This is a genomic window from Arthrobacter sp. SD76, assembly GCF_049726125.1.
Lineage (GTDB): Bacteria > Actinomycetota > Actinomycetes > Actinomycetales > Micrococcaceae > Arthrobacter > Arthrobacter nitrophenolicus.
Window position 1 is genome coordinate 3,894,935 of sequence record NZ_JBNBLR010000001.1, and the last position, 22,165, is coordinate 3,917,099.

Below are 22,165 nucleotides of genomic sequence, written 5' to 3' on the forward strand. Positions count from 1 at the left end.
CCATGAGCGACTGGATTCTCTACCTACTGATCGGGGTGGCGCTTGCCTTCGCCATCTCCAGCTGGTGGGGCGTGCGCAAGCTCAAGGCCCTCCACGTGCGCAGCGCAGTGGGCGGGGACGCCCATGAATCCGGGCTCACCCGGCAGCGGGTGGCGGTGATCCTGAACCCCATTAAGGCGCGGGCCGACGACGCCACCTACGCCATCCGGCGTGCCTGCCAGACTGCAGGCTGGGAAGAGCCGGCGTTTTCGAGACCACCGCGGATGATCCCGGCTACTCCCAGACGCGGGCCGCCCTGGCAACCAAGCCCGACGTCGTCCTGGTGGGCGGCGGTGACGGCACGGTCCGGGTGGTGGCCGAGTCCCTGGCGCACACCGGCGTGGCCATGGGCATCGTTCCGCTGGGAACGGGAAACCTGCTGGCACGCAACCTGGAGCTGGATGTCAACGATCTGCAGGGCAACGTCCAGATTTCGTTGTTCGGCCGGCAGCGCTTCATCGACACGGCGCGGATGGGAATCACCAATTCCCGCACCGGGCACTCCTCCGAGCACGTCTTCCTGGTCATCGCTGGAATCGGCATGGACGCCGAGGTGCTTGCCGACACGAATGACGGACTGAAGAAGGCCGTGGGCTGGCTGGCCTACACCGAGGCCGGGATGCGGCACCTTCCCGGCCGGCGGAAGAAGGTTTCCATCTCGCTGGACGGCGGCCCCGAACAGGTCCGGAACATCCGCAGCGTGCTCTTTGCCAACTGCGGCCTGGTCCCGGGCGGCATCGATTTCATCCCGCAGGCGATGATCGACGACGGCATGCTGGACGTGGTGGTCATGAGCCCGCGCAGTGCCCTCGGCTGGCTGCTGATGTACATGAAGATCATGTTCAAGCACAGCGGAAAGCTGCCGATCATGACGGTCTACCGCTCCGGCAGGATCGTGATCGATTGCCCCGAGCCCATGCCCACCCAGCTCGACGGCGACACGTCAGGTGAGGCCACGCGGCTCACCGTGCAGGTGGATCCACGGTCGCTGCTGGTCAGGGTCAAAGGCCGGATGTAAGGACGACGCCGGCGGGTCCGGCGGGTGCCTTGGGGACGGATACGTTATGTGTTGGGTAGTCCGGAGTGGGGAAACGGCTGGCGGGGTCCTAGTCGCTTGAGTCCTTGGCGGCCTCGGCGGCGGCCTTTGCTGCGGCGCGGGCTTCGGACTGCTCGCGGATCATGGCCTGCTCCTCTTCGAAGCGCAGGCGGTCAGCACGGTCTGCATCGTCACCGTCCCAGTCCTGGTTATCGGCGGTGGGCCGGGGATTGACGATCATTCCCTGGCCATCGTTCTCGGTGCTGCTGCTGGTCATGACCCGCTCCCTTCGTTAGGGGCCATCCGTATGGATCAAGTAAGCATACGCACTGTCCACAGCCCCGGGAAGTACCCGGAACCCCAATCGCCTACGCTGTGGGCGAAGCGGCGGAAGCGCTTTCCGCCGCTTCTGATGCCGGATCAAGGAGGGACTCCACCCATGCCCGCGCCGCAGCAAACGCGGCATCGGAGGTGTGGGCTTCCTCTGCGGTTTCCTGCCCGTCGGCCCGCGGGTAGGAGCCGAGGAACCGGGTATTGGGGCTGATCCGGTGCAGGCCGGCGAGGGCATCGGCAACCCGGGCGTCGCCTACGTGGCCGTCGGCGTCGATACTGAAGAAGTAGTGCCCCAGGTACTGCCCCGTGGGGCGGGACTCGATCCGGCTCAGGTTCACGCCGCGGCTGGCGAACTGGTCCAGGATCTCCATCAGGGCACCCGGGCGGTCTTCCGGAAGGGGAACCACCACAGTGGTCTTGTCAGCACCTGTCCGCTCGGGGAGCAGGCCGGGCCGGCTGACAAGGACGAAGCGGGTCACGGCCCCGGGGTTGTCCCCGATGTTCTCGGCCAGCACGGAGAGCCCCGGCTGTTCCCGGGCCACGAGCGGCGCGCAGATCGCGGCGTCGTAGTGGCAGTCCTCGGCCAGCAGGCCCATTGCTGCGGCAGCCGTCGAGGATCCGGGCACGTATTCCGCAGCCGGAAGGTGCCTGTCCATCCACAGCCGGCACTGCGCCCAGGCATGGCCGTGGGTGGAGACCCGCCGCACGTCTTCCAGCCGGACACCGGGCCGGGCCACCAGGACGAAGCTGATGGGCACCAGGACCTCCCTGATGATCCGCAGTTCGGTGCCGCCGGCGATGGCGTCCAGGGTGGCGGTGACGCCGCCCTCCACCGAGTTCTCGATGGGAACCATCGCGGCGCCGGCGGATCCTTCGCGAACCAGGTCCAGCGCGGCGTTGACGTTCGACGCCGGGAGCCGGGTGGCCGCCGCGGCGTCCGGAACCTGCATCAGGGCGGCCTCGGTGAAGGTTCCCTCGGGACCGAGGAAGGCGTAGGTGGCCGGTATGGCGGGCATCAGAGGACGATCGGCTTCAGCCCGTTGTCCGAGACCAGGGGTTTTCCGAGCTCCAGCCACTGGTCCATGCCGCCGGCCACGTTGATGGCGGTGTAGCCCTGGCCGGTGAGCCACTGCGCCACCCGGAACGAGCGTCCGCCGGTGCGGCAGATGATGTAGAGGTCCTCGTCCGGGTCGAGCTCGTCGAGCCGGGCGGGGATCTGGTCCATGGGAATGTGCACTGCCCCCTCGGCGTGCCCCGCCACCCATTCATAGTCCTCCCGGACATCCAGCACCACGGCGCCGTCGGGGATGTCGTGGACGGGAACGGTATCGAAATCACTCATGGCAAGTCCTGTCGTGGCGGATCGGAGTCAGCTTAAAGCCTAGTGCTTTGGCCGGCGCCGGGCCCTGCGGAGCGGGCAAGTTACTCTTCTAGGGAATCCAAAGGAGGACGCGTGCCCGCAGACAAGCCCGGCATCCCGGCCGGCTCCACAACCGCCCGGACCGGCGCCGCCAGCCAGCGCACCGAACCGAAGCACGGTGGCTGAGCTCCACGAACTGTCCGCCGTCGAATTGCGCGGCAGCCTGCGGGATGGAGACGTTTCGGCAGCGCACGTTACCGCCCATTTCCTGGCGCGGATAGAGCAGCGCAACCCGATGCTTGGCGCCTTCATCACCGTCACGGCGGACCAAGCTATGGCGGAGGCGCGTGCAGCGGATGCCCGGCGTTCCGGCACGGCCCGGGAGGAACTGCCCGTCCTGCATGGCATGCCGCTGGCCTTCAAGGACCTCACGGACGTTGCGGGCGTCGTCACCACCCACGGAAGCGCCGCCCTGGAGCACAAGCCCGCACCGGCGGACGCGCCCCTGGTGGCGCTGATGAAGGAAGCCGGCGTGATTTGCCTGGGCAAGACGCAGGTTCCCGAGTTCGGCCTGACGGCCTACAGCGAAAACCGGATCGCGCCGCCGTCGCGCAATCCCCACGCTCCCAGCAGGAGCTCCGGCGGGTCCTCGGGCGGCAGCGCTGCCGCCGTGGCGGCAGGCCTGCTCCCCTTCGCTCCCGGGACCGACGGCGGCGGTTCCGTCCGCATCCCCGCGGCGGCCTGCGGGCTGGTGGGACTGAAGCCGGGCAGGGGCCTGGTGCCCGCCGGGGAGAGCCAGGGGGATCCTGCCCGGCTGGTGGTGCCGGGGCCACTCGCCAGAAGCGCCGCGGACGCAGCGCTGTTGCTGGATGCCATGGTGCCCGGCGGCGGGTACCTGCGGGCGATCGGCAGGAGCCGCCCCGGCTGCGGATCGGCGTCACCCTGGACAGCCCCTGGTCCGGCACGTACCCGTTCACGCCGGAGCGGGAAGCGCTGGACGCCCTTGAGGCCGGGGAAAGGCTCCTGGCGCACGCCGGGCATGCGGTTGCCGACGCCGCCGTCCGCTATGACAACCGCTACCCGGAGGCTTTCACCACCGCCTGGACCGCGGGAGTGGGCGCTGCCCGGATCAGCCCGCAGCGTGAAGCCCTGCTTGCCCCGCTGACGCGCACCTTCCGCCGCCGGGCCCAGCAGCGCAGCCCGGCCAAGCTTGCCGAAGCACTCGCATTCCTGCGGAAGTTCCAGCAGGACACAGTGGCCCAGTATGCGCAGTGGGACCTGATGCTGATGCCGGCGTTAGCCCAGACGCCGCGTCCGGTGGGCTGGTTCACCGGGACCGCACACGGCGGTGACCGCTGGCCTGCCGCGCAGTGGCCGGGGGATGCCGACGGCGACTACCGGCGGCAGTGCGAATTCGCCCCATGGTCTTCAATGGTCAATGTGTGCGGACTGCCGGCCATCACCATTCCGGTGCATTGGACGGGCACGGCCCCCGGACAGGGCCTTCCGATGGGGATCCAGCTGGTGGGCCAGCCAGGTTCGGAGCTGCTGCTCCTGCAGGTGGCGCGCCAGCTGGGCTTCTAGCCGGCCTGATGTTGACCTGCACCTAACGCAGCTTAACCCTCCTGTAACCCGGCAGGTACAGACTCTTAAGGGCGTCACCCATTGCATCCTCCACCTGGCCAATGCTCGACGAGGAGTTGCCCGCATGAACGCTGAAATCCCCGCCCCTGCCACCGGCAAAACCCGCTCCTTCGGGGATTCCCGGCCGGACCTGAGCAATGCCACGGTCCGGGAAGACCTCGCCATGACCGGCCGCTGCGCCCTGGTGCACCTTCCGACCGGCAGGACCTGCCTCCTCCCGCTCCGCCACCAGGGACCGTGCGAGTTCCACGGACCGCAGGAGGCCGAGTCGGTGGCCGGCGCTTCCTCCTGACAGCCCTCACGCGGATCCCGAATGTAGCCGCAGAGTGTCGACTCCCCCGCGGATCAGGAGGACGATTAAAGGGCAGTCACTATGAGGAGGTCTGTGATGTGCTACGGATACAACAAGGACTTCGGGTGGGAACGCAAGAAGGAAGCCGACCGCCGGCCTGAAGCCGAGCAGGACACTCCGGCGGAGACCCCGGAGCCGCGGATCAAGGCGCAGGACTACACGTTCTGGGCTTTCCCGAACTGGCGCAGGACGCCAACTCCCCGCACCCCCTCCGCTGAACGGAGCAGGGAACGGGTGTAACGCGCCGCTGACCACAGAAGGGCCTCCACTGGAGGCCCTTCTGCCGTGCAAGGCGCTTCCGGGCCGGCCCGTACCCAGAGAATTGCCGGAGACAGGAGAATTGACGCATGCAGGGACAGTTCGTGCACGTGGCCGCCCTTCGAATGGACGCCGACGCCGATCCAGCAGCGCCGGGGGCAGCAATCACAGAAGCTTTGTGCGGCAGCTGGGAGCACCCTCCGCCCTGCCCGCTCGCTGCCCACCACACGGCAACCGAGCTGGTCGCCGGCACGCTGAGGCTGCGGACCATCTTCGCGGCGGAGGATGCCCAGGAAGGCGAGGTCCGCCGTCGGATCGGGGCGGCCCTCGGCCGCGGATCCATGGCCGGCCCGGACGGAAAATCCTCCCGGTGGACCCTGTTGGAAGCTGCACCGGGCGAACTCACGGCGGCGGAACGCGAGCATGTGGAGCGCATCGCCGGCACGTAGCAGTGTTGTGCCGGCCGAAACCCTCCGGCTAAGGTGGCATGGTAAGCATGCTTATGATCGCGGAAGGGGACGGTAATGAGTGCTGGACAGTACACACCGGGGACCGGGGGCCAGCCAGAGCCGGGGCCCGACAAGAACTACCAGGCTGAACGCGCCGGCGGAACCGCAGCTCCGAACCAGGGCGGGCAGGTGCGCCCACCGGCCCCGCGCCTACAAGTCCCGTGACGTCCGGCCCTGCAGCCTCCCAGCCCGCGGCGGCCGAACCGCGGGTGACGCGCGCCGGCGTCGTCTGGGCTGCCGTGGTGGCAGCGCTGGTCCTGCTGATCCTGCTCATCGTCTTCATCCTGCAGAACCAGGACCTGGTGCTGGTCCGGTTCCTTGGCTTCGAAGGTGCCGTCCCGCTGGGCATGGCCCTGTTCATCGCCAGCGTTACCGGCGGGGTCCTGGTGGCGGTGGCCGGTGGCGCCCGCATTCTTCAGCTCCGCGCCAACGCCCGCCGCGCGCGGACCGGCCAGCGCAGGTAGGCCAGCGCACCAACCTACGTTGCTCTATCACTTGTGGTCCCTGAGCCCCGGGTTTAGGGACCACAAGTGATAGAGCAATCTGGATTTTAGTAGGTATATGATCCGCTGGTGCCGGCGTAGGCAAGCCCGATGATGAGCAGCAGCCAGAACGCCCCGTAGCCCAGCAGGCACAGGTAGCCCAGCACCAGTCCCGTGATGGACATACCCTTGCCGGACGGCTCGCGCTTGAGCGCCATATGCCCGGTCACAATCGCCGCAATCTGCGGGAGCAGCAGCCACCCCATGATGACGGAGGCGATGCCGCACACCATGCTGGCGATGCTCAGCGTCTTGGGCTCGGCAGGCGCACCGTAGTAGGAAGGCTGCCCATAGGGGCCTGCCGGCTGGGAGTATGGCGCGGTTCCCGGCGCGTACTGGCCGCCGCCGTACTGGCTTCCACCGTATTGTCCGCCGTACTGGTTGCCCTGGGCGTCAGGGTCCCTGGCCATAGGCCGGCTGGGACGGCGCGTCCGATCCGTACGGCGCGGACGGCGCGTCCGATCCGTACGGCGGCACGAAGCGGGGCGGCTCGTACCCGGACGGGGTTTCAGCGCCCGACGGCGGTACCCCGGGCTCGGAGGCGGGTTTGCGCGAGGAGTCGGGCCACTGGGAATCAGGGCGCTGGGAAGGCTGGTCAGTCATGGTTTTCCCCCTGGAATTTTCGGTTCCAGCCTATCGCCTGCCCCGCTTCCCGGACCCGTCAATGCAGGACGAGTTTCACCGCCAGGGCGAGCATGACGATACCGATCACCAGGTCCACCACGCGCCAGGTCCGGGGGCTGCCCAGGACGCCTGCGAGCGCGCGCGCACCGTAGCCCAGCGCCGAGAACCACAGGACACTGCCCGCTACCGCCCCGCCGGCATACACCCACCGCAGGTCCGGGCCCTGCTGGTTGGCGAGGCTGCCCACCAGCACCACGGTGTCGAGGTACACGTGCGGGTTCAGGAAAGTCAGCGCCACCGTTGTGGCCACCACGGATCCCTTTGACCGGGGCGGTTCATCGTGGAGGCCGGAGGGCTTCAGCGCAGCGGCAAACGACCTGATGGCGAACCACACCAGGTAGACGGCGCCGCCCCAGCGCAGCACCTCCAGCGCCTCGGGGAAGCGGGTGACCAGGGCGCCGATCCCGGCGGTGCCGCCGAGGATGAGGGCGGCGTCGCCCACCATGCACACGGCCACGACGGCGCCGATGTGTTCCCGGCGGATCCCCTGCCGCAGGACGAAGGCGTTCTGCGCGCCGATCGCCACGATCAGAGCCAAGCCCGTCAGCATTCCGATGATTCCTGTCATCCACATGCCTCCGACGGTACGGAGGTAAGAAGATGAAGACAAACGATTGATTCTTAGGGATCATTAGAATTACTTCATGAACTTCGAACACCTCCGCGCCCTCACCGCTGTCATCGATGAAGGCACCTTCGAGGCTGCTGCAGACCTCCTGCGGCTCACGCCGTCGGCTGTCAGCCAGCGCATCAAGGCACTGGAAGCTTCGACAGGCCAGGTCCTGGTGCGCCGCCGTGTGCCCTGCACCGCCACCGACGCCGGGGTGGTGCTGCTTCGGATGGCGCGCCAGGTGCAGGTCCTGGAAGCGGAAGCTTCGGCAGCCCTCGGCAACGGCGTCGCGTCGCGCGCCCAGCTGCCGGTCGCCGTCAACGCTGATTCGCTGGCCACCTGGTTCGTTCCGGTCCTGCACGAAGCCGCAGGCTGGCAGGACACCACGCTCGACCTGCACGTCGAAGACCAGGGCTACAGCAGCCAGCTCCTGCGCCAGGGCGACGTCATGGGCGCCGTGACCTCCGATCCCGTCCCCGTCAACGGCTGCCGGGTGGAACTGCTGGGCCATATGCGGTACATCCCGGTGGCCGCCGCCGGCCTGCACCGGCAGTTCGGAGGTGCCGGCGGTGCGGACTGGGCGGACATGCCGGTGCTGAAGTTCAATGCCAAGGACAACCTCCAGCGCCAGCTGCTGGCGGCCAAGGGCGTGGAACAGTCGCCTCCGACGCACACCGTCCCCTCGTCCGAGGGCTTCCTGGCAGCCATCAAAGCCGGGCTGGGCTGGGGCATGGTTCCGGAACTGCAGCTTGGTAATGAGCTGTCCGAGGGGTCACTGGTGCTGCTGCAAGAGGACGTCCACGAGGACGTGCCCCTCTACTGGCAGTCCTGGACCCTCGACTCGGCGCGGCTGCACCGGATCACCCGGACCATCCGGGACGCCGGCCGTCACCGGCTGCTGCCCGCCGCGGCGGAGCGCAGGACGGGCAAGGGGCCTAGCGGGTCCAGTACGGCAGGACGTACACGGCGAAGATAACGAAAGCAGCGAGGAGTGCCAGCCTGCCGGCACTTGTTCCGCCGTGCGGATGTGCCTTGATGCTCCTGCCGGGCCGGGCGGTTCCCGGTTGGCTGCCGCCGGGGAGTCCACGCCCGGCCGGATGCCGCGCGATGCTGCCGCTGCGGGTCCGGTTGCCGCCCGCATTGGCCCCCTCCGCGCGCGGGCCTTCCGTACGCTGGCTTTCCGTGCGCTGGCTTTCCGTATGCGCGCCTCCGGGTGGCAACCCTCCCGCCGGGCGGACCACGGTTCCAGGCCGCACATTCCGGAAGGCAGTGATGCCGGGCTCCTGTTCGTGCGTGAGCTGCTGGCCGAGGTGCTCGTACAGCCCCACCACCGCCTTCTGGTCCAGCACGGCCGGCAACGACTCGATGGCCCCCACGACGCGCTGCGCCCCGGCGACGGCGACGTCGGAGTTGGTGACGCCGAACAGGTCCGGCTGGGCGGCCATGCAGATGAGCGGCCGGACCAGCCTGCGGTACGGCGGAGAAAGGATGGACGCGACGGCGGCACACTGCGCCAGCGCACCCTCCACCGCCTGGGTACGTGCGTAGCGGCCCTGCCAGAGCACCCCGGATGCCACCCGCACCTCACCGGTCCAGTTCTTGGCATCCACCACCACAACGCCGCCGGGGCCGACCAGCACGTGGTCCAGGTTGGCCTTCGGGCGCCCCGGCCAGTGCACGTCGTGCAGGACGTACCAGCCGCGGGGAACCAGCTCACTCAGCTTGTCCGCCACCACCCGTTCGCCCGCGGCCCCCGCGTCCCACGCCTTCGTGGCACGCTCGGCCTGGTCGAGCTGGCGCTTGAGCCTGGCAACCCGCTCAGCAGCCAGCCGGGACTGCTCGGCCGCTCCGTCTCCTGCCCCATGGTTGGTCCCTGCTTCCCTGCCGTCGCGACGGCGGCGGCAGGCCGCCGTCGTCCTTGCCTGCGGATGTTCTTCCGGATTTTCCGAAAGTAACAGGGCGTGCAGGGGCCGGTATATAAGTACTTTTCGCCCGTGTACTCAGGTTGGCTACTTGGTTCACGGCCCTGCTGTTGATGACGTGCCGCCGTCACAGGGGCCGGAATGTGGGCGGTTCGTTTTGACTGCCGCGAGGTTCTGGCATGCTGGTGCCATGGCTAGCCGCGCGGGCACACTTGCCCAACCCCAGGACCTTGTTGACATCACTGCGCTCCTCGACGCGTACTACGACATCACGCCGGACCTCGCTGATCCGGGGCAGCGCGTTGTGTTCGGCACCTCCGGGCACCGCGGATCCAGCCTCAAGGCGTCGTTCAACGAAAAGCACATCGTTGCCATCACGCAGGCCATCGTGGAGTACCGGGCAGCGCAGGGCGTCACCGGTCCCCTGTTCCTGGCCAAGGACACGCACGCGCTGAGCGAACCGGCGCAGAACAGCGCGCTGGAGGTACTGGCTGCCAACGGTGTCCAGGTCCTCGTCGACGCCCGGCACGGTTACACCCCCACGCCGGCCCTGAGCCACGCGATCCTCACTTACAACCGGAAGGCCGCACCCGGGGCACCGCAGGCTGACGGCATCGTGGTGACCCCCAGCCACAACCCGCCCGCGGACGGCGGCTTCAAGTACAACCCTCCGCACGGCGGCCCCGCCGACTCCGACGCCACCGGCTGGATTGCCAACCGCGCCAACGAACTGCTCGAAAACGACCTCCGCGGGGTGAAGCGGATCCCGGTCGCCGAGGCCCTGGCCGCCGACACCACCGGCAAGTTCGACTTCCTCAGCAGCTATGTCGACGACCTGCCGTCCGTGCTCAACCTTGACGCAATCCGCGAGGCCGGCGTCAGGATCGGCGCCGACCCCATGGGCGGGGCGTCCGTTGACTACTGGGGCGAGATCGGCGAGCGGCACCAGCTGAACCTGACCGTCGTGAACCCCACCGTGGACCCGCAGTGGGCGTTCATGACCTTGGACTGGGACGAGAAGATCCGGATGGACTGCTCGTCGCCGTCGGCCATGGCATCCCTCATCCAGCGGATGTCCGACGCTTCCTCCTCCGGCCAGCCGGCCTTCGACGTGGCCACGGGCAACGACGCCGACGCCGACCGGCACGGCATCGTCACCCCCGACGGCGGGCTGATGAATCCCAACCACTACCTCGCCGTCGCCATCGACTACCTGTACCGGAACCGCAGCGGCTGGAACCCTGCCTCGGTGGTGGGCAAGACCCTGGTGTCCTCCTCCATCATCGACCGCGTGGCACAAAGCCTGGGCCGGAAGCTTGTTGAGGTCCCGGTGGGCTTCAAGTGGTTCGTGCCCGGCCTGCTGTCCGGCGAGGGCGCCTTCGGCGGCGAGGAATCGGCCGGCGCCTCGTTCAACAAGAAGGACGGCAGCGTCTGGACCACCGACAAGGACGGCATCCTGCTGGCCCTGCTCGCGTCCGAGATCACCGCCGTCACGGGCAAGTCCCCGTCCCAGCTGTACAAGGGCCTGACGGACCGGTTCGGTTCGCCGGTCTACGCCCGGATCGACGCCGCCGCCACGCGCGAGCAGAAGGCCAAGCTGGGCAAGCTGTCCGCTGCGGACGTCACCGCGACGTCCCTGGCGGGCGAGGAGATCACGGCGAAGCTCACCGAGGCGCCGGGCAACGGCGCTTCCATCGGCGGGCTCAAGGTGGTCACGGAGAACGCCTGCGTTTGCTGCGCGCCCGTCCGGCACCGAGGACGTGTACAAGATTTACGCCGAGTCCTTCAAGGGCGAGGAGCACCTCAAGCAGGTGCAGGCCGAGGCCAAGGCGCTGGTGGACGGCGTCATCGCCTAGGCGGTTTCCTTCCCCGGATCCAGGGTCCACAGGCGGAGGACGCGCCGGATGGTGTGGTCACCATCCGGCGCCATGTCCACCAGGGCGATCCGGTCCAGCACGACGGCGTCGCCCGGGTTCAGCCGCTTCAGGCCAGGGCCGGTGCCGTGGTGCGAAACGTGCGGGCGGTAGCCGGAAAGGGTGTGGCGCGGCGTAAGGATCCTGCCCTCCACGGCGGCGACTGCCTGGACCAGGGCCTCATGCAGGGCCTGGAGCGCCGGATGCGGCTCCACCAGGCTGACGGCCACGGAACCGTTCCGCCCGAAGGCCGCGTCCTCCGCTACCGCCAGGCGGGCGCCAAGCGCGGCCCGCGCAGGAGCGTCGGCAAGGGCGGCGACGCGATCCGCCGCGTCGGCACTGTCCGGACTGCCGGCGTCGAACCTCACCAGGGTGATGTGCAGCGGCCAGTCCGTGCGCGGGAAGACGGCATCCCCGGCCACCGGTTCGACGAATGCCACGAAAATGAGGTTGCGCGGTGGCTTCCGGAGCTGTGCAGGCATGGCCCCAGTCTCCCACCGCCCCCCCCCTTAAACGCCGATGCTCTATCACTTATGGCTCCCATTTCGGGCGGATAAGGACCATAAATGATAGAGCATCCGAAGCATTAGACGGTGCGGACGACGTCCTGGTAGGCGAACTTGGGCTTGGCTTCGCCCAGGCGTCCTCACCGGGCTGGCCGATGTTGACCACCAGGAAGCTCTTCTGGTCTCCGGCGGGGAAGAAGGCCTCGTCGATCGCGCCGAAGTCGGCGCCGGTCATGGGGCCTGCCGCGAAGCCGAGGGAGCGGACGGCCAGGATGAAGTAGCCGGCCTGCAGGTGCGCGTTGTTGTTGCCGGTGGCCGCGGCCAGTTCCGGGTTGGCGTCGTACATCGCCTTGGGGGCGTTGTAGCCCGGGAGGAAGTTGTCCCACTGGCCGGCCCAGTCGGTGTCGTAGCTGAGAATGGCCACCAGCGGGGCGGAGGCGGTCTTGGCGCGGTTGCCGGGCATGAGCGCGTCCACGAGCTTGGCGCGGGCTTCGTCGGAACGGACGTAGGTGATGCGCAAGGGCTGGGAGTTGAAGGCGGTGGGGCCGAACTTGGTGAGTTCGTAGATGGCCTGGGCCTGTTCCTCGGTGACTTCACCGGTGAAGGTGTTGGCGGTGCGGGCCTCGGCGAAAATGGCGTCGACGGCGGCCGAATCGATAACCGCTTCTTCGTGGGCAATGGTCATTTGCATACCTTTCGCTGCGCCTCCCCGCCTGCCGGGTCGGCCTCTTCGCTGTCCATACTTGCAACTTCAACCTCTGCCCTGCTCTTCCCGAAAATCACGTGACCTTAGCCACAGCGGCCGGGACAAACGGCTTGGCGGTATTCTGGTGGCATTCATCTTCGCCATCGGCGGCACCCCTGAAAGGCCCCCTCCCATGAGCATGCTCGGAATCAAGTGGAAGCTGCACGGCACCGGCAAATCCATCAAGCCAGGCCACGTGGTGGCCCCCGATGAACGGCTGGCCTGGCCGCTCACCATCGGCGTGGGCATGCAGCACGTGGTGGCCATGTTCGGCGCCACCTTCCTGGTGCCCATCATCACCGGCATGCCGCCGGCCACCACACTCTTCTTCTCCGGCATCGGCACCCTGCTGTTCCTGGTCATCACCAAGGGCCGGGTGCCCAGCTACCTGGGCTCGAGCTTTGCGTTCATCGCCCCCATCATGGCGTCCCAGCAGCAGTTCGGCGTGCCCGGCGCACTGGGCGGCGTGGTCTTGGCCGGCGCCCTCCTGGCCCTGGTGGGTGCCATTGTGCAGAAGTTCGGGGCGGAGTGGATCAACCGGCTCATGCCGCCCATCGTCACCGGCGCCATCGTGGCGCTGATCGGCCTCAACCTGGCCCCCGCCGCGAAGCAGAACTTCGCCGCCGCGCCCGTCACCGCCGTCGTCACCCTTGCCACCATCATCCTGGTCAGCGTCCTGTTCCGCGGGATTTTGGGCCGGCTCAGCATCCTGGTGGGCGTGGTGGTGGGCTACCTCGTGGCCATGCTCCGCGGCGAAGTCAGCTACGAAAAGATGAACGCGGCAGCATGGGTTGGGCTGCCCCAGTTCCAGACCCCCGAGTTCCACATCGGCGTCCTGGGCCTGTTCGTGCCGGTGGTCCTGGTCCTGGTGGCGGAGAACATCGGCCACGTGAAGTCCGTGGCCGCGATGACCGGGCAGAACCTCGACGGCGTCTCCGGGCGCGCGTTGATGGCCGACGGCGCCGCCACCGTCCTCGCCGGCATCGGCGGCGGTTCGGGAACCACCACCTACGCCGAAAACATCGGTGTCATGGCTGCCACCAAAGTGTATTCGACGGCGGCCTACTGGGTGGCCGGCATCTTCGCCATCCTGCTGAGCTTCTCACCCAAGTTCGGTGAGCTGATCGCCACCGTCCCGCCGGGCGTGCTGGGCGGCGCGGCCACCATGCTCTACGGCATGATCGGCATCCTTGGCGTGAAGATCTGGGTGCAGAACAAGGTGAACTTCTCCAACCCGGTGAACCTGACCACCGCGGCAGTGGCGCTGATCATCGGCATCGCCGACTACACGCTGACCGTGGGTGAACTCACCTTCACCGGCATCGCGCTCGGCTCGGCAGCCGCGCTGGTGATCTACCACGGCATGAAGGCCATCGCCAAGGCCCGAGGAACCGTGGCGGAACCGGAGTCCGAGCAGGCAGGACTGCCGCCGGCAGCCAAGGCCGCCGCCAACGCTGCGGCGAAACGGGCTCCCAGGAAGCGCTAGTACCTAGGCGACTTCGTCAGGGCGGTTGAGGCCATGGACGGGCCCCGGCTTGGGCCGCTTTGCCGCCAACGACTCGTCGGACCCGTGCGGCAGGATGCGATGCAGCATCCAGGGGAAGAAGTACTGCCGGGCCCACACCAGGTCTTCCGCCCGCGCCTGCGTCCAGCCGTGGGCCGGCACCGGCCGCGGCTCAAGCGGCTCGAGGGCGTGCGGCACTGCCAGCGCATTGAGGGTGGCCACCGCAACGGCATGGTGGCCCAGCGGGGACAGGTGCAGTCGGTCCGGATCCCACATCCTGATGTCCTGGAGCTCGGGCAGGCACCACAGGTCCACCATGATGGCATGGTGGCGCAGGGCTATCTTGTGCAGGTGCTCGTTATAGATGGCCACCCTCCCCCGGATCTGGCTGAAGACGGGGGTGCCGCCCCAGTCCGGCCCTGCGTACAGGAGGACTGTCGCTCCCGTGGCGGCCAGGTTTTCCACCGCCTGGTCCATGTGCCGGGCGAGCTTGTCCGGATCGCCGCGGCGGAAAATGATGTCGTTCCCGCCGCCGGACATGGCAATCAAATCCGGCTTCAGCGCCAGGGCCGGGGCAAGTTGCCTGTCCAGGATCTGCCGCAGCAGCATGCCCCGGACCGCGAGGTTGGCGTAGGCGAAGCCCGGCTGTCCGGCGCTGAGTTCCTCCGCCACACGGTCGGCCCAGCCCCGGAGCCCGCCGAGGCTGCGCGGCTCGGGATCGCCCACACCCTCCGTATAGGAGTCGCCCAATGCCACGAACCGGCGCCAGGGGTGCCTTCCTCCGGTTTCAGCGCCGGCCTGCAGGTCCTGCTTTTCCGTTGTCATGCCGTCCTCCTTCGCACGGTTGAACGCGGGCGCTGCTTCTTTGCGGAGCCCGCCGCCGATGGCATGTCTGACTGTTGGTCCAGCTCCGCCGGTGCCAGCAGCCGGAAGTCTTCAACGCCGTCGGGCGGTTCCTGCCGGAGTCCGGTGACTGCCGGGCCGGGCCGGTCCATGGCCGCACCGGGCGCCATGATATTCAGGGCCGCATCCCGCAGGTCCAGCTCGTGATGCAGTGCCTGCGTCTGCAGGAACCGCAGGGCCCCTTCGCGGCTGAGGCCGTACTCGTTCATGAGGCTGCGCACCGCCAGGTCCACCAGGACCAGCGAGCTCTGCACGACGGCGATTCCCGCCGTGGTCTCGGCCCGTTCGGCCACGCGCACCACAACGCGCAGGGCGCGCGCCACCTGGTGCACGTAGCTGCGGATCCTGACCAGGTCGTCGCTGGTGAAGGCGTGGGGTACGGAAGCGTAGAGGTTGATGGCCGCGCTGGTGCCGCCCTCGGACACGATGGGCGCGGAGAGCAGGGACTGCACCCCGTGGCTGGCAGCTGCGCTCGAATAGCCGGGCCAGCGCCGGTCCCGGCTGAGATCGGACAGCAGGACGAATTCACCGGTGCGCAGGGCTTCCACGACTGGCCCGTCCGCAAAAGAGCACTGTTCCCGGTCCGCCTCACGGGCCTGTTCGGTGCTGGCAGCAAGCGTGTGCGCCTTGCCAAGGCGGAAAAGCGTGGCAGCCCAGGCGATACCGCGGCGTTCACCCTTGATGTCTGTCATGAAGTCGCGGGTGACTTCCCAGAGGTATGTCTCGACGTCCTTGCTGTCGAAAACAGGCTCCGGCGGCATTGGAAGAGGTCCCCAGCCAACCTGCCCCGTGGGTTCAGCGGCCATTCTCCACGCCTTGTTCGAAGCGCTCCGGCCCACTGCAAAACCTAGTTCTAAGAATACGTCCCGCAGCCACGCTGCGGGGAACTCCGGGAAACTTTGGGGCTTTCCGCAGTGCTACCTACGCCCGGGAAGGCGCCCGCCGCCTGGGTGCCGGCACTCCCCGCACCGGGGATCTGCTCTCAGAGCCAGACCTGGTACCCGGTCGACTTGTCGAAGAGCCTGCGGGTTGTGATGCCTTCGCCGGCTATCCACAGGACTGAACCGTCCTCCGCAGCCTGGTCCACCACGCCGCTGGCCACATACTCACCCCCCAGCCACACCTCCACGGTATGGCCGGTCAGGCGCGACCAATCCTTGCGCAGCCCGCGGTTGGTGCCGGGCGCCGCGTCTTCTTGCTTGGGGCTGCTTACGGCCGCCGGCAGGTCGGCCAGTACGCACAGGTTCATGGTTCCTCCATCGCTGGGCTCCACTCGAGCGTCTATCGGGACTCGAACTGATATCTAGTTGATATATCAGACTGGGAACCAAGTATGTTCCAGGTCACATCAAGAGTCAAAGGAGGTTCAAAACTGACAGCACCGCAATGAAGGACCCGCCCCCGCTGCCAACGCCGTTTCAGGCAGCGAACAGAGCTTCGCGCACCGCCCGCTCAAAGCCACTGACGTGCACCCGCGCGAGTTCCGCAGCCTTGTCCTCATCCCCGCCAATTACGGCATTCAGCAGGTTCACGTGTTCGTGCACATGCAGGGACAGGTCGGGAAGGCGGTCGATCACCATGCACCAGATCCGGGTGGCAAGGTTGTCGTAGCGGATCAGGATGTCCTCGAGGTGCGGGTTGGCAGCGGCGGCATAGATCCCCTGGTGCACGCGGGCATCCAGGCGGAGCGTCTCCGTGACGGAGGCGGCTGCGACGTCAAACGCCTCAACGTCTTTGAGGATGGCCCGGAGCTGCTGCCTGACCGCCTCGGTGGCAACCCTTGCGGCGCGGGCAGCCGCGAGGGGCTCCAGCTGCGCGCGGATCTCGGAGATGAAGGACAGGTCCGTGACATCCACGCGGGTGGCGAAGGTGCCCCGCCGCGGGTACGTGATGACCAGCCGGTCCAGTTCAAGCCGCTTCAGCGCCTCACGCACGGGAGTGCGTCCACGCCCAGCGACTTCGCCAGCGCCTCATCATTCAGCAGCTCGCCGGGCTTGATGTCCAGCACCAGGAGCCGGTCCCGGATGCTCTCGTAGGCGACGTCGGCGAGGGACTTCCTGCTGCCCTCTTCCGCGGCCGCCAAAGTTTCCAGTGCCATGCCAGGCCCCTTCTCCTCGCGAAAATTAACTGTTGACCTGCGTCACAGTCGAGTATACGCTGGGGTCCAATCTAATATATCAGTTCGGTACTTTTGAATATATCTAAAGGAGGAGGGGCCATGACCCTCATGCAGACAGAGGCAACAGCAGCAGCCCTGGCAGCGCCGGCAACGGAGCAGGCGCAGAAGTTCGTGCTCACGCTCTCGTGCGCCGAGCAGGCCGGGATCGTGCAGGCCGTGACCACCTTCCTGTTCGAGCGCGGCTTCAACATTGACGAGCACCAGCAGTTCGATGACAGCCTGCGCCAGACCCTGCACCTGCGCACCGCGTTCTCCGGCTCCCCGGACCTGACCCCGGAAACCCTCGCGGCCGAATTCGGCCCGATCGCGAACCGGTTCGACATGAAGTTCAGCTTCCACGACCAGACCCAGCAGCGGGTCCTGGTGATGGTCTCCAAGTTCGGGCACTGCCTGAACGACCTGATCTTCCGCTGGCGCGGCGGGACCCTGGGCGGGGAACTCGTGGCAGTGGTCTCCAACCACGAAACCCACCGGGCAATGGCAGAAGCTGCCGGCCTGCCCTTCATCTACCTCCCCGTCACCCCGGACACCAAAGCCGACGCCGAGGCGAAGCTCCTGGACCTCGTGGACGAGTACCAGGCGGACCTGGTGGTCCTGGCCCGCTACATGCAGGTCCTCTCCGACGACCTCTGCCGCAAGCTCGAGGGCCGGGCGATCAACATCCACCACTCCTTCCTGCCCGGCTTCAAGGGCGCCCGCCCCTACCACCAGGCCTACGACCGGGGCGTCAAACTCGTCGGCGCGACCGCGCACTACGTCACCGCCGACCTGGACGAAGGCCCGATCATCGAACAGGAAGTCATCCGCGTGGACCACACCTACGGCCCCGCCCAGCTCTCCACCGTCGGCCAGGACGCCGAAGCCCTCGCCCTCTCCCGCGCCGTCCGCTGGCACTGCCAGCACCGCGTCCTGCTCGACGACACCAGCACCGTCGTCTTCCGCTAACCCCCACCCCGCCACCAGGGCAACCGCACCGCCACCGGGCACACAGTCTTAGAAGAATTTGCAGGAGAACCCTTTTATGGAATCGTCGCCACGTATTGTCATCATCGGAGCCGGGATCGTGGGCACCAACCTCGCCGATGAACTCGTCACCCGGGGCTGGAACAACATCACGGTCCTGGACCAGGGGCCGCTGAACATGCCGGGCGGGTCCACCTCGCACGCCCCCGGCCTGGTGTTCCAGACCAACCCGTCCAAGTCCATGGCCCTGTTCGCCAAATACACGGTCGAGAAACTCCTCTCCCTCACCGAGGACGGCGTCTCCTGCTTCAACCAGGTCGGCGGCCTGGAGGTAGCGACCACCGAAACCCGCCTCGCGGATTTGAAGCGCAAGCTCGGCTACGCCCAATCGTGGGGCATCGAGGGCAGGATCCTCTCCCGCGACGAGTGCAAGGAGCTCTACCCGCTCCTGAACGAAGAGGACATCCTCGGCGGGCTGCACGTGCCCTCCGACGGGCTCGCCAGTGCCGCGCGGGCGGTGCAGCTGCTGATCAAACGCACCGAAGCCGCCGGCGTGAGGTACATCGGCAACACCGAAGTGACCGGCATCGAACAGGAAAACCGCCGCGTCACCGGCGTCCGGACCCCCGACGGTGTGATCGACGCGGACATCGTGGTTTCCTGCGCCGGGTTCTGGGGCGCCAAGGTCGGCGAGCTGATCGGCATGAAAGTGCCGCTGCTGCCGCTGGCACACCAGTACGTCAAAACCACCCCGGTCCCGGCCCAGCAGGGCAAAAACGAGCTCCCGAACGGGGCCCGCCTGCCGATCCTGCGCCACCAGGACCAGGACCTCTACTACCGCGAACACGGCGACCGGTACGGCATCGGCTCCTACGCCCACAAACCCATGCCCGTGGACCTCGACGAACTCGGCAGCTTCAAGCCGAACGAGATCAGCGAACACAACATGCCCTCCCGGCTGGACTTCACCCTCGAGGACTTCCTGCCCGCCTGGGAAGCAACCAAACAGCTGCTGCCCGCCCTGCACGAAAGTGAGATCGAGGACGGCTTCAACGGCATCTTCTCCTTCACCCCCGACGGCGGCTCCCTCGTGGGCGAATCCAAGGAAGTCGACGGCTTCTACGTCGCCGAAGCCGTCTGGGTCACCCACTCCGCAGGGATCGCCCGCGCCGTCGCCGAACTCCTTGTCGAGGGCAAGTCCTCCATCGACCTGGGCGACTGCGACATCCACCGCTTCGAAGACGTCCAGCTCACCAACGAATACGTCAGTGAGACCTCGCAGCAGAACTTCGTCGAAATCTACGACGTCCTGCACCCGCTGCAGCCCAAACTCTCCCCCGCAACCTGCGCGTCTCCCCCTTCCATGCCCGGCACAAACAGCTCGGCGGGGTCTTCCTCGAAGGCGGCGGCTGGGAACGGCCCTACTGGTTCGAAGCCAATGCAGACCTCCTCAAAGACATGCCCGCCAACTGGCAGCCCCCGGCCCGGGATGCCTGGTCCGGGATGTTCAGCTCCCCGATCGCCGCGACCGAAGCCTGGAAAACCCGCACCGCCGTCGCCATGTATGACATGACCCCGCTCAAACGCCTCGAAGTTTCCGGCCCCGGAGCCCAGAAACTCCTCCAGGAACTGACCACCGCGGACATGACCAAAAAACCCGGCGCCGTCACCTACACCCTGCTGCTGGACCACGCCGGCGGGATCCGCAGCGACATCACCGTCGCCCGCCTCACCGAAGACACCTTCCAGCTCGGCGCCAACGGCAACATCGACACCGCCTACTTCGACCGCGCCGCCCGCCACCAAACCGCTAACGGCGGCCCGGCCGACTGGGTCCAGGTCCGCGACACCACCGGCGGGACCTGCTGCATCGGCCTCTGGGGCCCCCTCGCCCGCGACGTCGTCGCCGCGGTCAGCAACGACGACTTCACCAACGACGGCCTGAAATACTTCCGGTCCAAGCAAGTCGTCATCGGCGGCGTGCCCGTCACCGCGATGCGCCTGTCCTACGTCGGTGAACTCGGCTGGGAACTCTACACCAGCGCCGACAACGGCCAACGCCTCTGGGACACCCTGTGGAAGGCAGGACAACCCCACGGGATCATCGCCGCCGGCCGCGCAGCGTTCAGCTCCCTCCGCCTGGAAAAGGGCTACCGCTCCTGGGGCACCGACATGACCACCGAACACGACCCCTACGAGGCCGGCCTCGGCTTCGCCGTCAAAATGACCAAAGACAACTTCGTCGGCAAAAAAAGCCCTCGAAGGCCGCACCGAAGAGAACTCCACACGCCGCCTGCGCTGCCTCACCATCAACGACGGCCGCTCCATCGTCCTCGGCAAAGAACCCGTGTTCTACAAAAACCAGCCCCTCGGCTACATCACCAGCGCCGCCTACGGCTACACCATCCAAAAACCCATCGCCTACGCCTACCTCCCATCCACCGTCAACATCGGCGACGCCGTCGAAATCGAATACTTCGGCCGCCGCATCCCCGCCACCATCACCCAAGACCCCCTCTACGACCCCACCATGACCAGGCTCCGGGGCTAAGCCATGACCGGAACGGAAACGGCCGGGGCCGCAACCATCGGCTCGGAGACCATCAGCAGTTACCTCACGCGGCTGGCTTCCCGCCAGCCCACCCCGGGCGGGGGCGCGGCAGCCGCGCTGCACGCCGCCCAGGGCGCTGCCCTTGTGGCTATGGTGGCGCGCTACTCCACCGGCGCGAAGTATGAGCAGCACGCGGCCCTGGTGCAGCGCGTCACGGAAGCCGCCGAAGGCCTGGTGCTCGAAGCACTCGGTTTGGCGGATGCGGATGAAGCTGCCTTCCAGGGCGTCATTGATGCCTACAAGCTCCCCTCGGAGACAGCGGAGCTCAAGGCGGCCCGTGCCGCCACCATCCAGGAAGCCCTCGTCCAGGCAGCCAGGACACCGGCAAGCCTGATCGGTGTTGCCGGGTCCGTGGTGGAGCTCGCAACCGAGCTGTTCGACGTGGCCAATCCCAACGTGATCAGCGACGTTGCCGCAGCCGCGGATGCCGCCCGTGCGGCAGCAACCACCGCGCGGGTCAACATCGACATCAATGTGGTGGCCGTCAAGGATCCCGGCGCGCGTGCGCAGCTCGCCCAGGAAACGGACGGCCTTGAGGACAAAGTGGTGCTTGCCGCCGACTCCCTCGCAGCCCGCGTACGTGAAAGGATCCTCCATTGACTACTGCCACCCTGTCCGGCAAGGAGCTTGCCGGGATCATCGGGCAACGGGTCCAGCAGGAGATCCGGTCCCTGGAGCACGACGGCGTCCGCCCCGTCCTGGCCGTGGTTATGGCCACCGACGACGAGTCGACCAAGTGGTACGTCCGTTCTATTGAGCGGGCAGCCGAACGTGCAGGAATTGGTTGCCGGATCATCGACCTCGGGCACGACGCCACCGAACAAGTCCTGGCCAGTGTCCTGCGGGACCTGAGTGCCGAACCGTCGGTGAACGGCATCATCCTGCAGACACCGCTGCCGGAGGGCGTGCGCACCGATTCCCTGGTGGACTCATCGCACCCGAAAAGGACATCGACGGCGCGAACCCGCTCAGCCTGGGGCGCCTGGCGGTGGGCCAGGCAGCCTTCGCACCCGCCACCGCGCGGTCCGTCGTCGAAATCCTTGACCACTACGCCATTCCGGTGGCAGGCCGGAACGTGGTGATCGTCGGCCGCTCGGCCGTGGTGGGAAAGCCGCTCTCCCTCCTCCTGCTGGCACGTGACGCCGCCATCACGGTCTGCCATTCCAGGTCCGGGCCGCTTGGGAAGTACACCAAGGAGGCGGACGTGGTGGTAGTCGCCGCGGGGCGGACCGGCCTGCTGACCGGCAGCCATGTCTCCCCCGGGACCGTAGTGGTCGACGTCGGCACGAACGTCCTTCCCGACGGCTCCCTCGTGGGTGACGTGGATGAGAAAAGCGTCAGCGGCGTCGCTGCCGCCCTCACCCCCGTCCCGGGCGGGGTGGGTTCGGTCACCACGGCGCTGCTGCTCCTCCACACCGTGGAGGCGGCACGTTTGCAGTCGCCGGCCCTTGTCCTTGAAGCCGCGGGCTAGGCAGCCGCGGAAGGAACGACGGGCAGATCAACCCAATCAAGACGGGCCTGATGGTCCCGTTATCCGTAACTGGTGCTTCGG

General features: G+C 67.5%; 19 protein-coding genes and 7 pseudogenes. 13 read left to right on the top strand and 13 right to left on the bottom strand.

Translation table 11 applies throughout. The features are described from left to right. Positions 1-2 precede the first annotated feature (2 nt). Positions 3-1,057, top strand: a pseudogene (locus ACPEE0_RS18845) (diacylglycerol/lipid kinase family protein). Between the two features lie 88 nt (positions 1,058-1,145). On the opposite strand, the gene ACPEE0_RS18850 reads toward ACPEE0_RS18845, so the two are convergent. The 3 genes from ACPEE0_RS18850 to ACPEE0_RS18860 form a co-directional block, all read right to left on the bottom strand. Further along, a complete protein-coding gene (locus tag ACPEE0_RS18850) occupies positions 1,146-1,352 on the bottom strand; it encodes a hypothetical protein (RefSeq protein WP_009358403.1) in 207 nt (68 codons plus the stop codon). 91 nt (positions 1,353-1,443) lie between these two features. After that, positions 1,444-2,424 carry a prephenate dehydratase gene (pheA, locus tag ACPEE0_RS18855; RefSeq protein WP_424575049.1) on the bottom strand — a complete coding sequence of 327 codons (981 nt, stop codon included), beginning with the start codon at positions 2,422-2,424 and terminating at the stop codon, positions 1,444-1,446. Further along, the gene (locus tag ACPEE0_RS18860; protein WP_407710365.1) at positions 2,424-2,750 is read right to left on the bottom strand and encodes a rhodanese-like domain-containing protein; all 327 of its coding nucleotides are present in this window, start codon (positions 2,748-2,750) and stop codon (positions 2,424-2,426) included. The genes pheA and ACPEE0_RS18860 overlap by 1 nt, the downstream gene beginning before the upstream one ends. A gap of 196 nt (positions 2,751-2,946) precedes the next feature. Here ACPEE0_RS18860 and ACPEE0_RS18865 point away from each other — a divergent pair. The 5 genes and pseudogenes from ACPEE0_RS18865 to ACPEE0_RS18885 all read left to right on the top strand — a co-directional run bounded on the left by ACPEE0_RS18865 (position 2,947) and on the right by ACPEE0_RS18885 (position 5,995). Then, positions 2,947-4,352 (top strand): annotated as a pseudogene (locus ACPEE0_RS18865) (amidase). A 124-nt stretch (positions 4,353-4,476) separates the two neighbouring features. After that, on the top strand, positions 4,477-4,704 hold the full coding sequence (locus ACPEE0_RS18870) for a hypothetical protein (RefSeq protein ID WP_407710363.1): 228 nt from the start codon (positions 4,477-4,479) through the stop codon (positions 4,702-4,704). 96 nt (positions 4,705-4,800) lie between these two features. Continuing rightward, complete coding sequence (locus tag ACPEE0_RS18875) at positions 4,801-5,004, top strand: hypothetical protein (protein ID WP_407710362.1); 204 nt, start codon at positions 4,801-4,803, stop codon at positions 5,002-5,004. A 107-nt stretch (positions 5,005-5,111) separates the two neighbouring features. After that, entirely contained in the window at positions 5,112-5,471 is a 360-nt protein-coding gene (locus ACPEE0_RS18880; protein ID WP_407710361.1) for a hypothetical protein, read from the top strand. A 221-nt stretch (positions 5,472-5,692) separates the two neighbouring features. Beyond that, positions 5,693-5,995, top strand: a complete 303-nt coding sequence (locus ACPEE0_RS18885; protein ID WP_424575050.1) for a lipopolysaccharide assembly protein LapA domain-containing protein — start codon at positions 5,693-5,695, stop codon at positions 5,993-5,995. Between the two features lie 86 nt (positions 5,996-6,081). Here ACPEE0_RS18885 and ACPEE0_RS18890 read toward each other — a convergent pair whose 3' ends face one another. From ACPEE0_RS18890 to ACPEE0_RS18900, 3 genes are read right to left on the bottom strand one after another with little or no spacing between them, the layout of a single operon-like run. Further along, the gene (locus tag ACPEE0_RS18890; protein ID WP_424575051.1) at positions 6,082-6,483 is read right to left on the bottom strand and encodes a DUF4190 domain-containing protein; all 402 of its coding nucleotides are present in this window, start codon (positions 6,481-6,483) and stop codon (positions 6,082-6,084) included. Then, positions 6,467-6,676: a hypothetical protein gene (locus ACPEE0_RS18895; RefSeq protein WP_424575052.1), complete on the bottom strand. Its 210-nt coding sequence runs from the start codon at positions 6,674-6,676 to the stop codon at positions 6,467-6,469. Before ACPEE0_RS18895 ends, ACPEE0_RS18890 begins: the two co-directional genes overlap by 17 nt. Before the next feature lie 58 nt (positions 6,677-6,734). Then, positions 6,735-7,307: a LysE/ArgO family amino acid transporter gene (locus ACPEE0_RS18900; protein ID WP_009358412.1), complete on the bottom strand. Its 573-nt coding sequence runs from the start codon at positions 7,305-7,307 to the stop codon at positions 6,735-6,737. A 94-nt stretch (positions 7,308-7,401) separates the two neighbouring features. On the opposite strand from ACPEE0_RS18900, the gene ACPEE0_RS18905 reads away from it, so the two are divergent. Then, a complete protein-coding gene (locus ACPEE0_RS18905) occupies positions 7,402-8,343 on the top strand; it encodes a LysR family transcriptional regulator ArgP (RefSeq protein ID WP_009358413.1) in 942 nt (313 codons plus the stop codon). On the opposite strand, the gene ACPEE0_RS18910 is transcribed toward ACPEE0_RS18905, so the two are convergent. Beyond that, positions 8,303-9,196: a nuclease-related domain-containing protein gene (locus ACPEE0_RS18910; protein ID WP_424575305.1), complete on the bottom strand. Its 894-nt coding sequence runs from the start codon at positions 9,194-9,196 to the stop codon at positions 8,303-8,305. The two genes, ACPEE0_RS18905 and ACPEE0_RS18910, sit on opposite strands and share 41 nt — an antisense overlap. A 283-nt stretch (positions 9,197-9,479) precedes the next feature. On the opposite strand from ACPEE0_RS18910, the pseudogene pgm reads away from it, so the two are divergent. Further along, positions 9,480-11,145, top strand: a pseudogene (pgm, locus tag ACPEE0_RS18915) (phosphoglucomutase (alpha-D-glucose-1,6-bisphosphate-dependent)). Here the strand turns inward: pgm and ACPEE0_RS18920 are convergent. Together ACPEE0_RS18920 and ACPEE0_RS18925 are read right to left on the bottom strand one after the other, a co-directional pair. After that, positions 11,142-11,684, bottom strand: a complete 543-nt coding sequence (locus tag ACPEE0_RS18920; protein ID WP_009358415.1) for a 2'-5' RNA ligase family protein — start codon at positions 11,682-11,684, stop codon at positions 11,142-11,144. The pseudogene pgm and the gene ACPEE0_RS18920 overlap by 4 nt on opposite strands. 104 nt (positions 11,685-11,788) lie before the next feature. Next, a pseudogene (locus ACPEE0_RS18925) lies at positions 11,789-12,393 on the bottom strand (malonic semialdehyde reductase). A 193-nt stretch (positions 12,394-12,586) separates the two neighbouring features. On the opposite strand from ACPEE0_RS18925, the gene ACPEE0_RS18930 reads away from it, so the two are divergent. After that, positions 12,587-13,939 (top strand): uracil-xanthine permease family protein, encoded by a 1,353-nt coding sequence (locus tag ACPEE0_RS18930; RefSeq protein WP_424575053.1) that lies wholly within the window; start codon positions 12,587-12,589, stop codon positions 13,937-13,939. Positions 13,940-13,942: 3 nt separating this feature from the next. Here the strand turns inward: ACPEE0_RS18930 and ACPEE0_RS18935 are convergent, their stop codons facing one another. The 4 genes and pseudogenes from ACPEE0_RS18935 to ACPEE0_RS18950 form a co-directional block, all read right to left on the bottom strand. Then, a complete protein-coding gene (locus ACPEE0_RS18935) occupies positions 13,943-14,782 on the bottom strand; it encodes an SGNH/GDSL hydrolase family protein (protein ID WP_424575054.1) in 840 nt (279 codons plus the stop codon). Further along, the gene (locus tag ACPEE0_RS18940) at positions 14,779-15,666 is read right to left on the bottom strand and encodes a GAF domain-containing protein (protein WP_424575055.1); all 888 of its coding nucleotides are present in this window, start codon (positions 15,664-15,666) and stop codon (positions 14,779-14,781) included. The genes ACPEE0_RS18935 and ACPEE0_RS18940 overlap by 4 nt, the downstream gene beginning before the upstream one ends. Positions 15,667-15,842: 176 nt before the next feature. Continuing rightward, positions 15,843-16,109 carry a hypothetical protein gene (locus tag ACPEE0_RS18945; protein WP_424575056.1) on the bottom strand — a complete coding sequence of 89 codons (267 nt, stop codon included), beginning with the start codon at positions 16,107-16,109 and terminating at the stop codon, positions 15,843-15,845. A gap of 169 nt (positions 16,110-16,278) precedes the next feature. Beyond that, a pseudogene (locus ACPEE0_RS18950) lies at positions 16,279-16,958 on the bottom strand (GntR family transcriptional regulator). A 120-nt stretch (positions 16,959-17,078) separates the two neighbouring features. Here ACPEE0_RS18950 and purU point away from each other — a divergent pair. The 4 genes and pseudogenes from purU to ACPEE0_RS18970 all read left to right on the top strand — a co-directional run bounded on the left by purU (position 17,079) and on the right by ACPEE0_RS18970 (position 22,084). Continuing rightward, positions 17,079-17,984, top strand: coding sequence for a formyltetrahydrofolate deformylase (gene purU / locus ACPEE0_RS18955; protein ID WP_424574469.1), 906 nt, complete (start codon positions 17,079-17,081; stop codon positions 17,982-17,984). A gap of 76 nt (positions 17,985-18,060) precedes the next feature. Then, a pseudogene (locus ACPEE0_RS18960) lies at positions 18,061-20,553 on the top strand (GcvT family protein). A 3-nt stretch (positions 20,554-20,556) separates the two neighbouring features. Beyond that, the gene (locus ACPEE0_RS18965; RefSeq protein ID WP_424575057.1) at positions 20,557-21,213 is read left to right on the top strand and encodes a cyclodeaminase/cyclohydrolase family protein; all 657 of its coding nucleotides are present in this window, start codon (positions 20,557-20,559) and stop codon (positions 21,211-21,213) included. Beyond that, positions 21,210-22,084, top strand: a pseudogene (locus tag ACPEE0_RS18970) (bifunctional 5,10-methylenetetrahydrofolate dehydrogenase/5,10-methenyltetrahydrofolate cyclohydrolase). The gene ACPEE0_RS18965 and the pseudogene ACPEE0_RS18970 overlap by 4 nt, the downstream one beginning before the upstream one ends. Positions 22,085-22,165 lie beyond the last annotated feature (81 nt).

Excerpts from the sequence above, each read along its gene's own strand:
- ACPEE0_RS18850 (WP_009358403.1), bottom strand. The coding sequence starts at position 1,352 with ATGACCAGCAGCAGCACCGAGAACGATGGCCAGGGAATGATCGTCAAT.
- ACPEE0_RS18935 (WP_424575054.1), bottom strand. The coding sequence starts at position 14,782 with ATGACAACGGAAAAGCAGGACCTGCAGGCCGGCGCTGAAACCGGAGGA.
- ACPEE0_RS18920 (WP_009358415.1), bottom strand. The coding sequence starts at position 11,684 with ATGCCTGCACAGCTCCGGAAGCCACCGCGCAACCTCATTTTCGTGGCA.
- ACPEE0_RS18860 (WP_407710365.1), bottom strand. The coding sequence starts at position 2,750 with ATGAGTGATTTCGATACCGTTCCCGTCCACGACATCCCCGACGGCGCC.
- ACPEE0_RS18880 (WP_407710361.1), top strand. The coding sequence starts at position 5,112 with ATGCAGGGACAGTTCGTGCACGTGGCCGCCCTTCGAATGGACGCCGAC.
- ACPEE0_RS18945 (WP_424575056.1), bottom strand. The coding sequence starts at position 16,109 with ATGAACCTGTGCGTACTGGCCGACCTGCCGGCGGCCGTAAGCAGCCCC.
- pheA (WP_424575049.1), bottom strand. The coding sequence starts at position 2,424 with ATGCCCGCCATACCGGCCACCTACGCCTTCCTCGGTCCCGAGGGAACC.
- purU (WP_424574469.1), top strand. The coding sequence starts at position 17,079 with ATGACCCTCATGCAGACAGAGGCAACAGCAGCAGCCCTGGCAGCGCCG.
- ACPEE0_RS18890 (WP_424575051.1), bottom strand. The coding sequence starts at position 6,483 with ATGGCCAGGGACCCTGACGCCCAGGGCAACCAGTACGGCGGACAATAC.
- ACPEE0_RS18900 (WP_009358412.1), bottom strand. The coding sequence starts at position 7,307 with ATGCTGACGGGCTTGGCTCTGATCGTGGCGATCGGCGCGCAGAACGCC.
- ACPEE0_RS18875 (WP_407710362.1), top strand. The coding sequence starts at position 4,801 with ATGTGCTACGGATACAACAAGGACTTCGGGTGGGAACGCAAGAAGGAA.
- ACPEE0_RS18870 (WP_407710363.1), top strand. The coding sequence starts at position 4,477 with ATGAACGCTGAAATCCCCGCCCCTGCCACCGGCAAAACCCGCTCCTTC.
- ACPEE0_RS18930 (WP_424575053.1), top strand. The coding sequence starts at position 12,587 with ATGAGCATGCTCGGAATCAAGTGGAAGCTGCACGGCACCGGCAAATCC.
- ACPEE0_RS18940 (WP_424575055.1), bottom strand. The coding sequence starts at position 15,666 with ATGGCCGCTGAACCCACGGGGCAGGTTGGCTGGGGACCTCTTCCAATG.
- ACPEE0_RS18905 (WP_009358413.1), top strand. The coding sequence starts at position 7,402 with ATGAACTTCGAACACCTCCGCGCCCTCACCGCTGTCATCGATGAAGGC.
- ACPEE0_RS18965 (WP_424575057.1), top strand. The coding sequence starts at position 20,557 with ATGACCGGAACGGAAACGGCCGGGGCCGCAACCATCGGCTCGGAGACC.
- ACPEE0_RS18895 (WP_424575052.1), bottom strand. The coding sequence starts at position 6,676 with ATGACTGACCAGCCTTCCCAGCGCCCTGATTCCCAGTGGCCCGACTCC.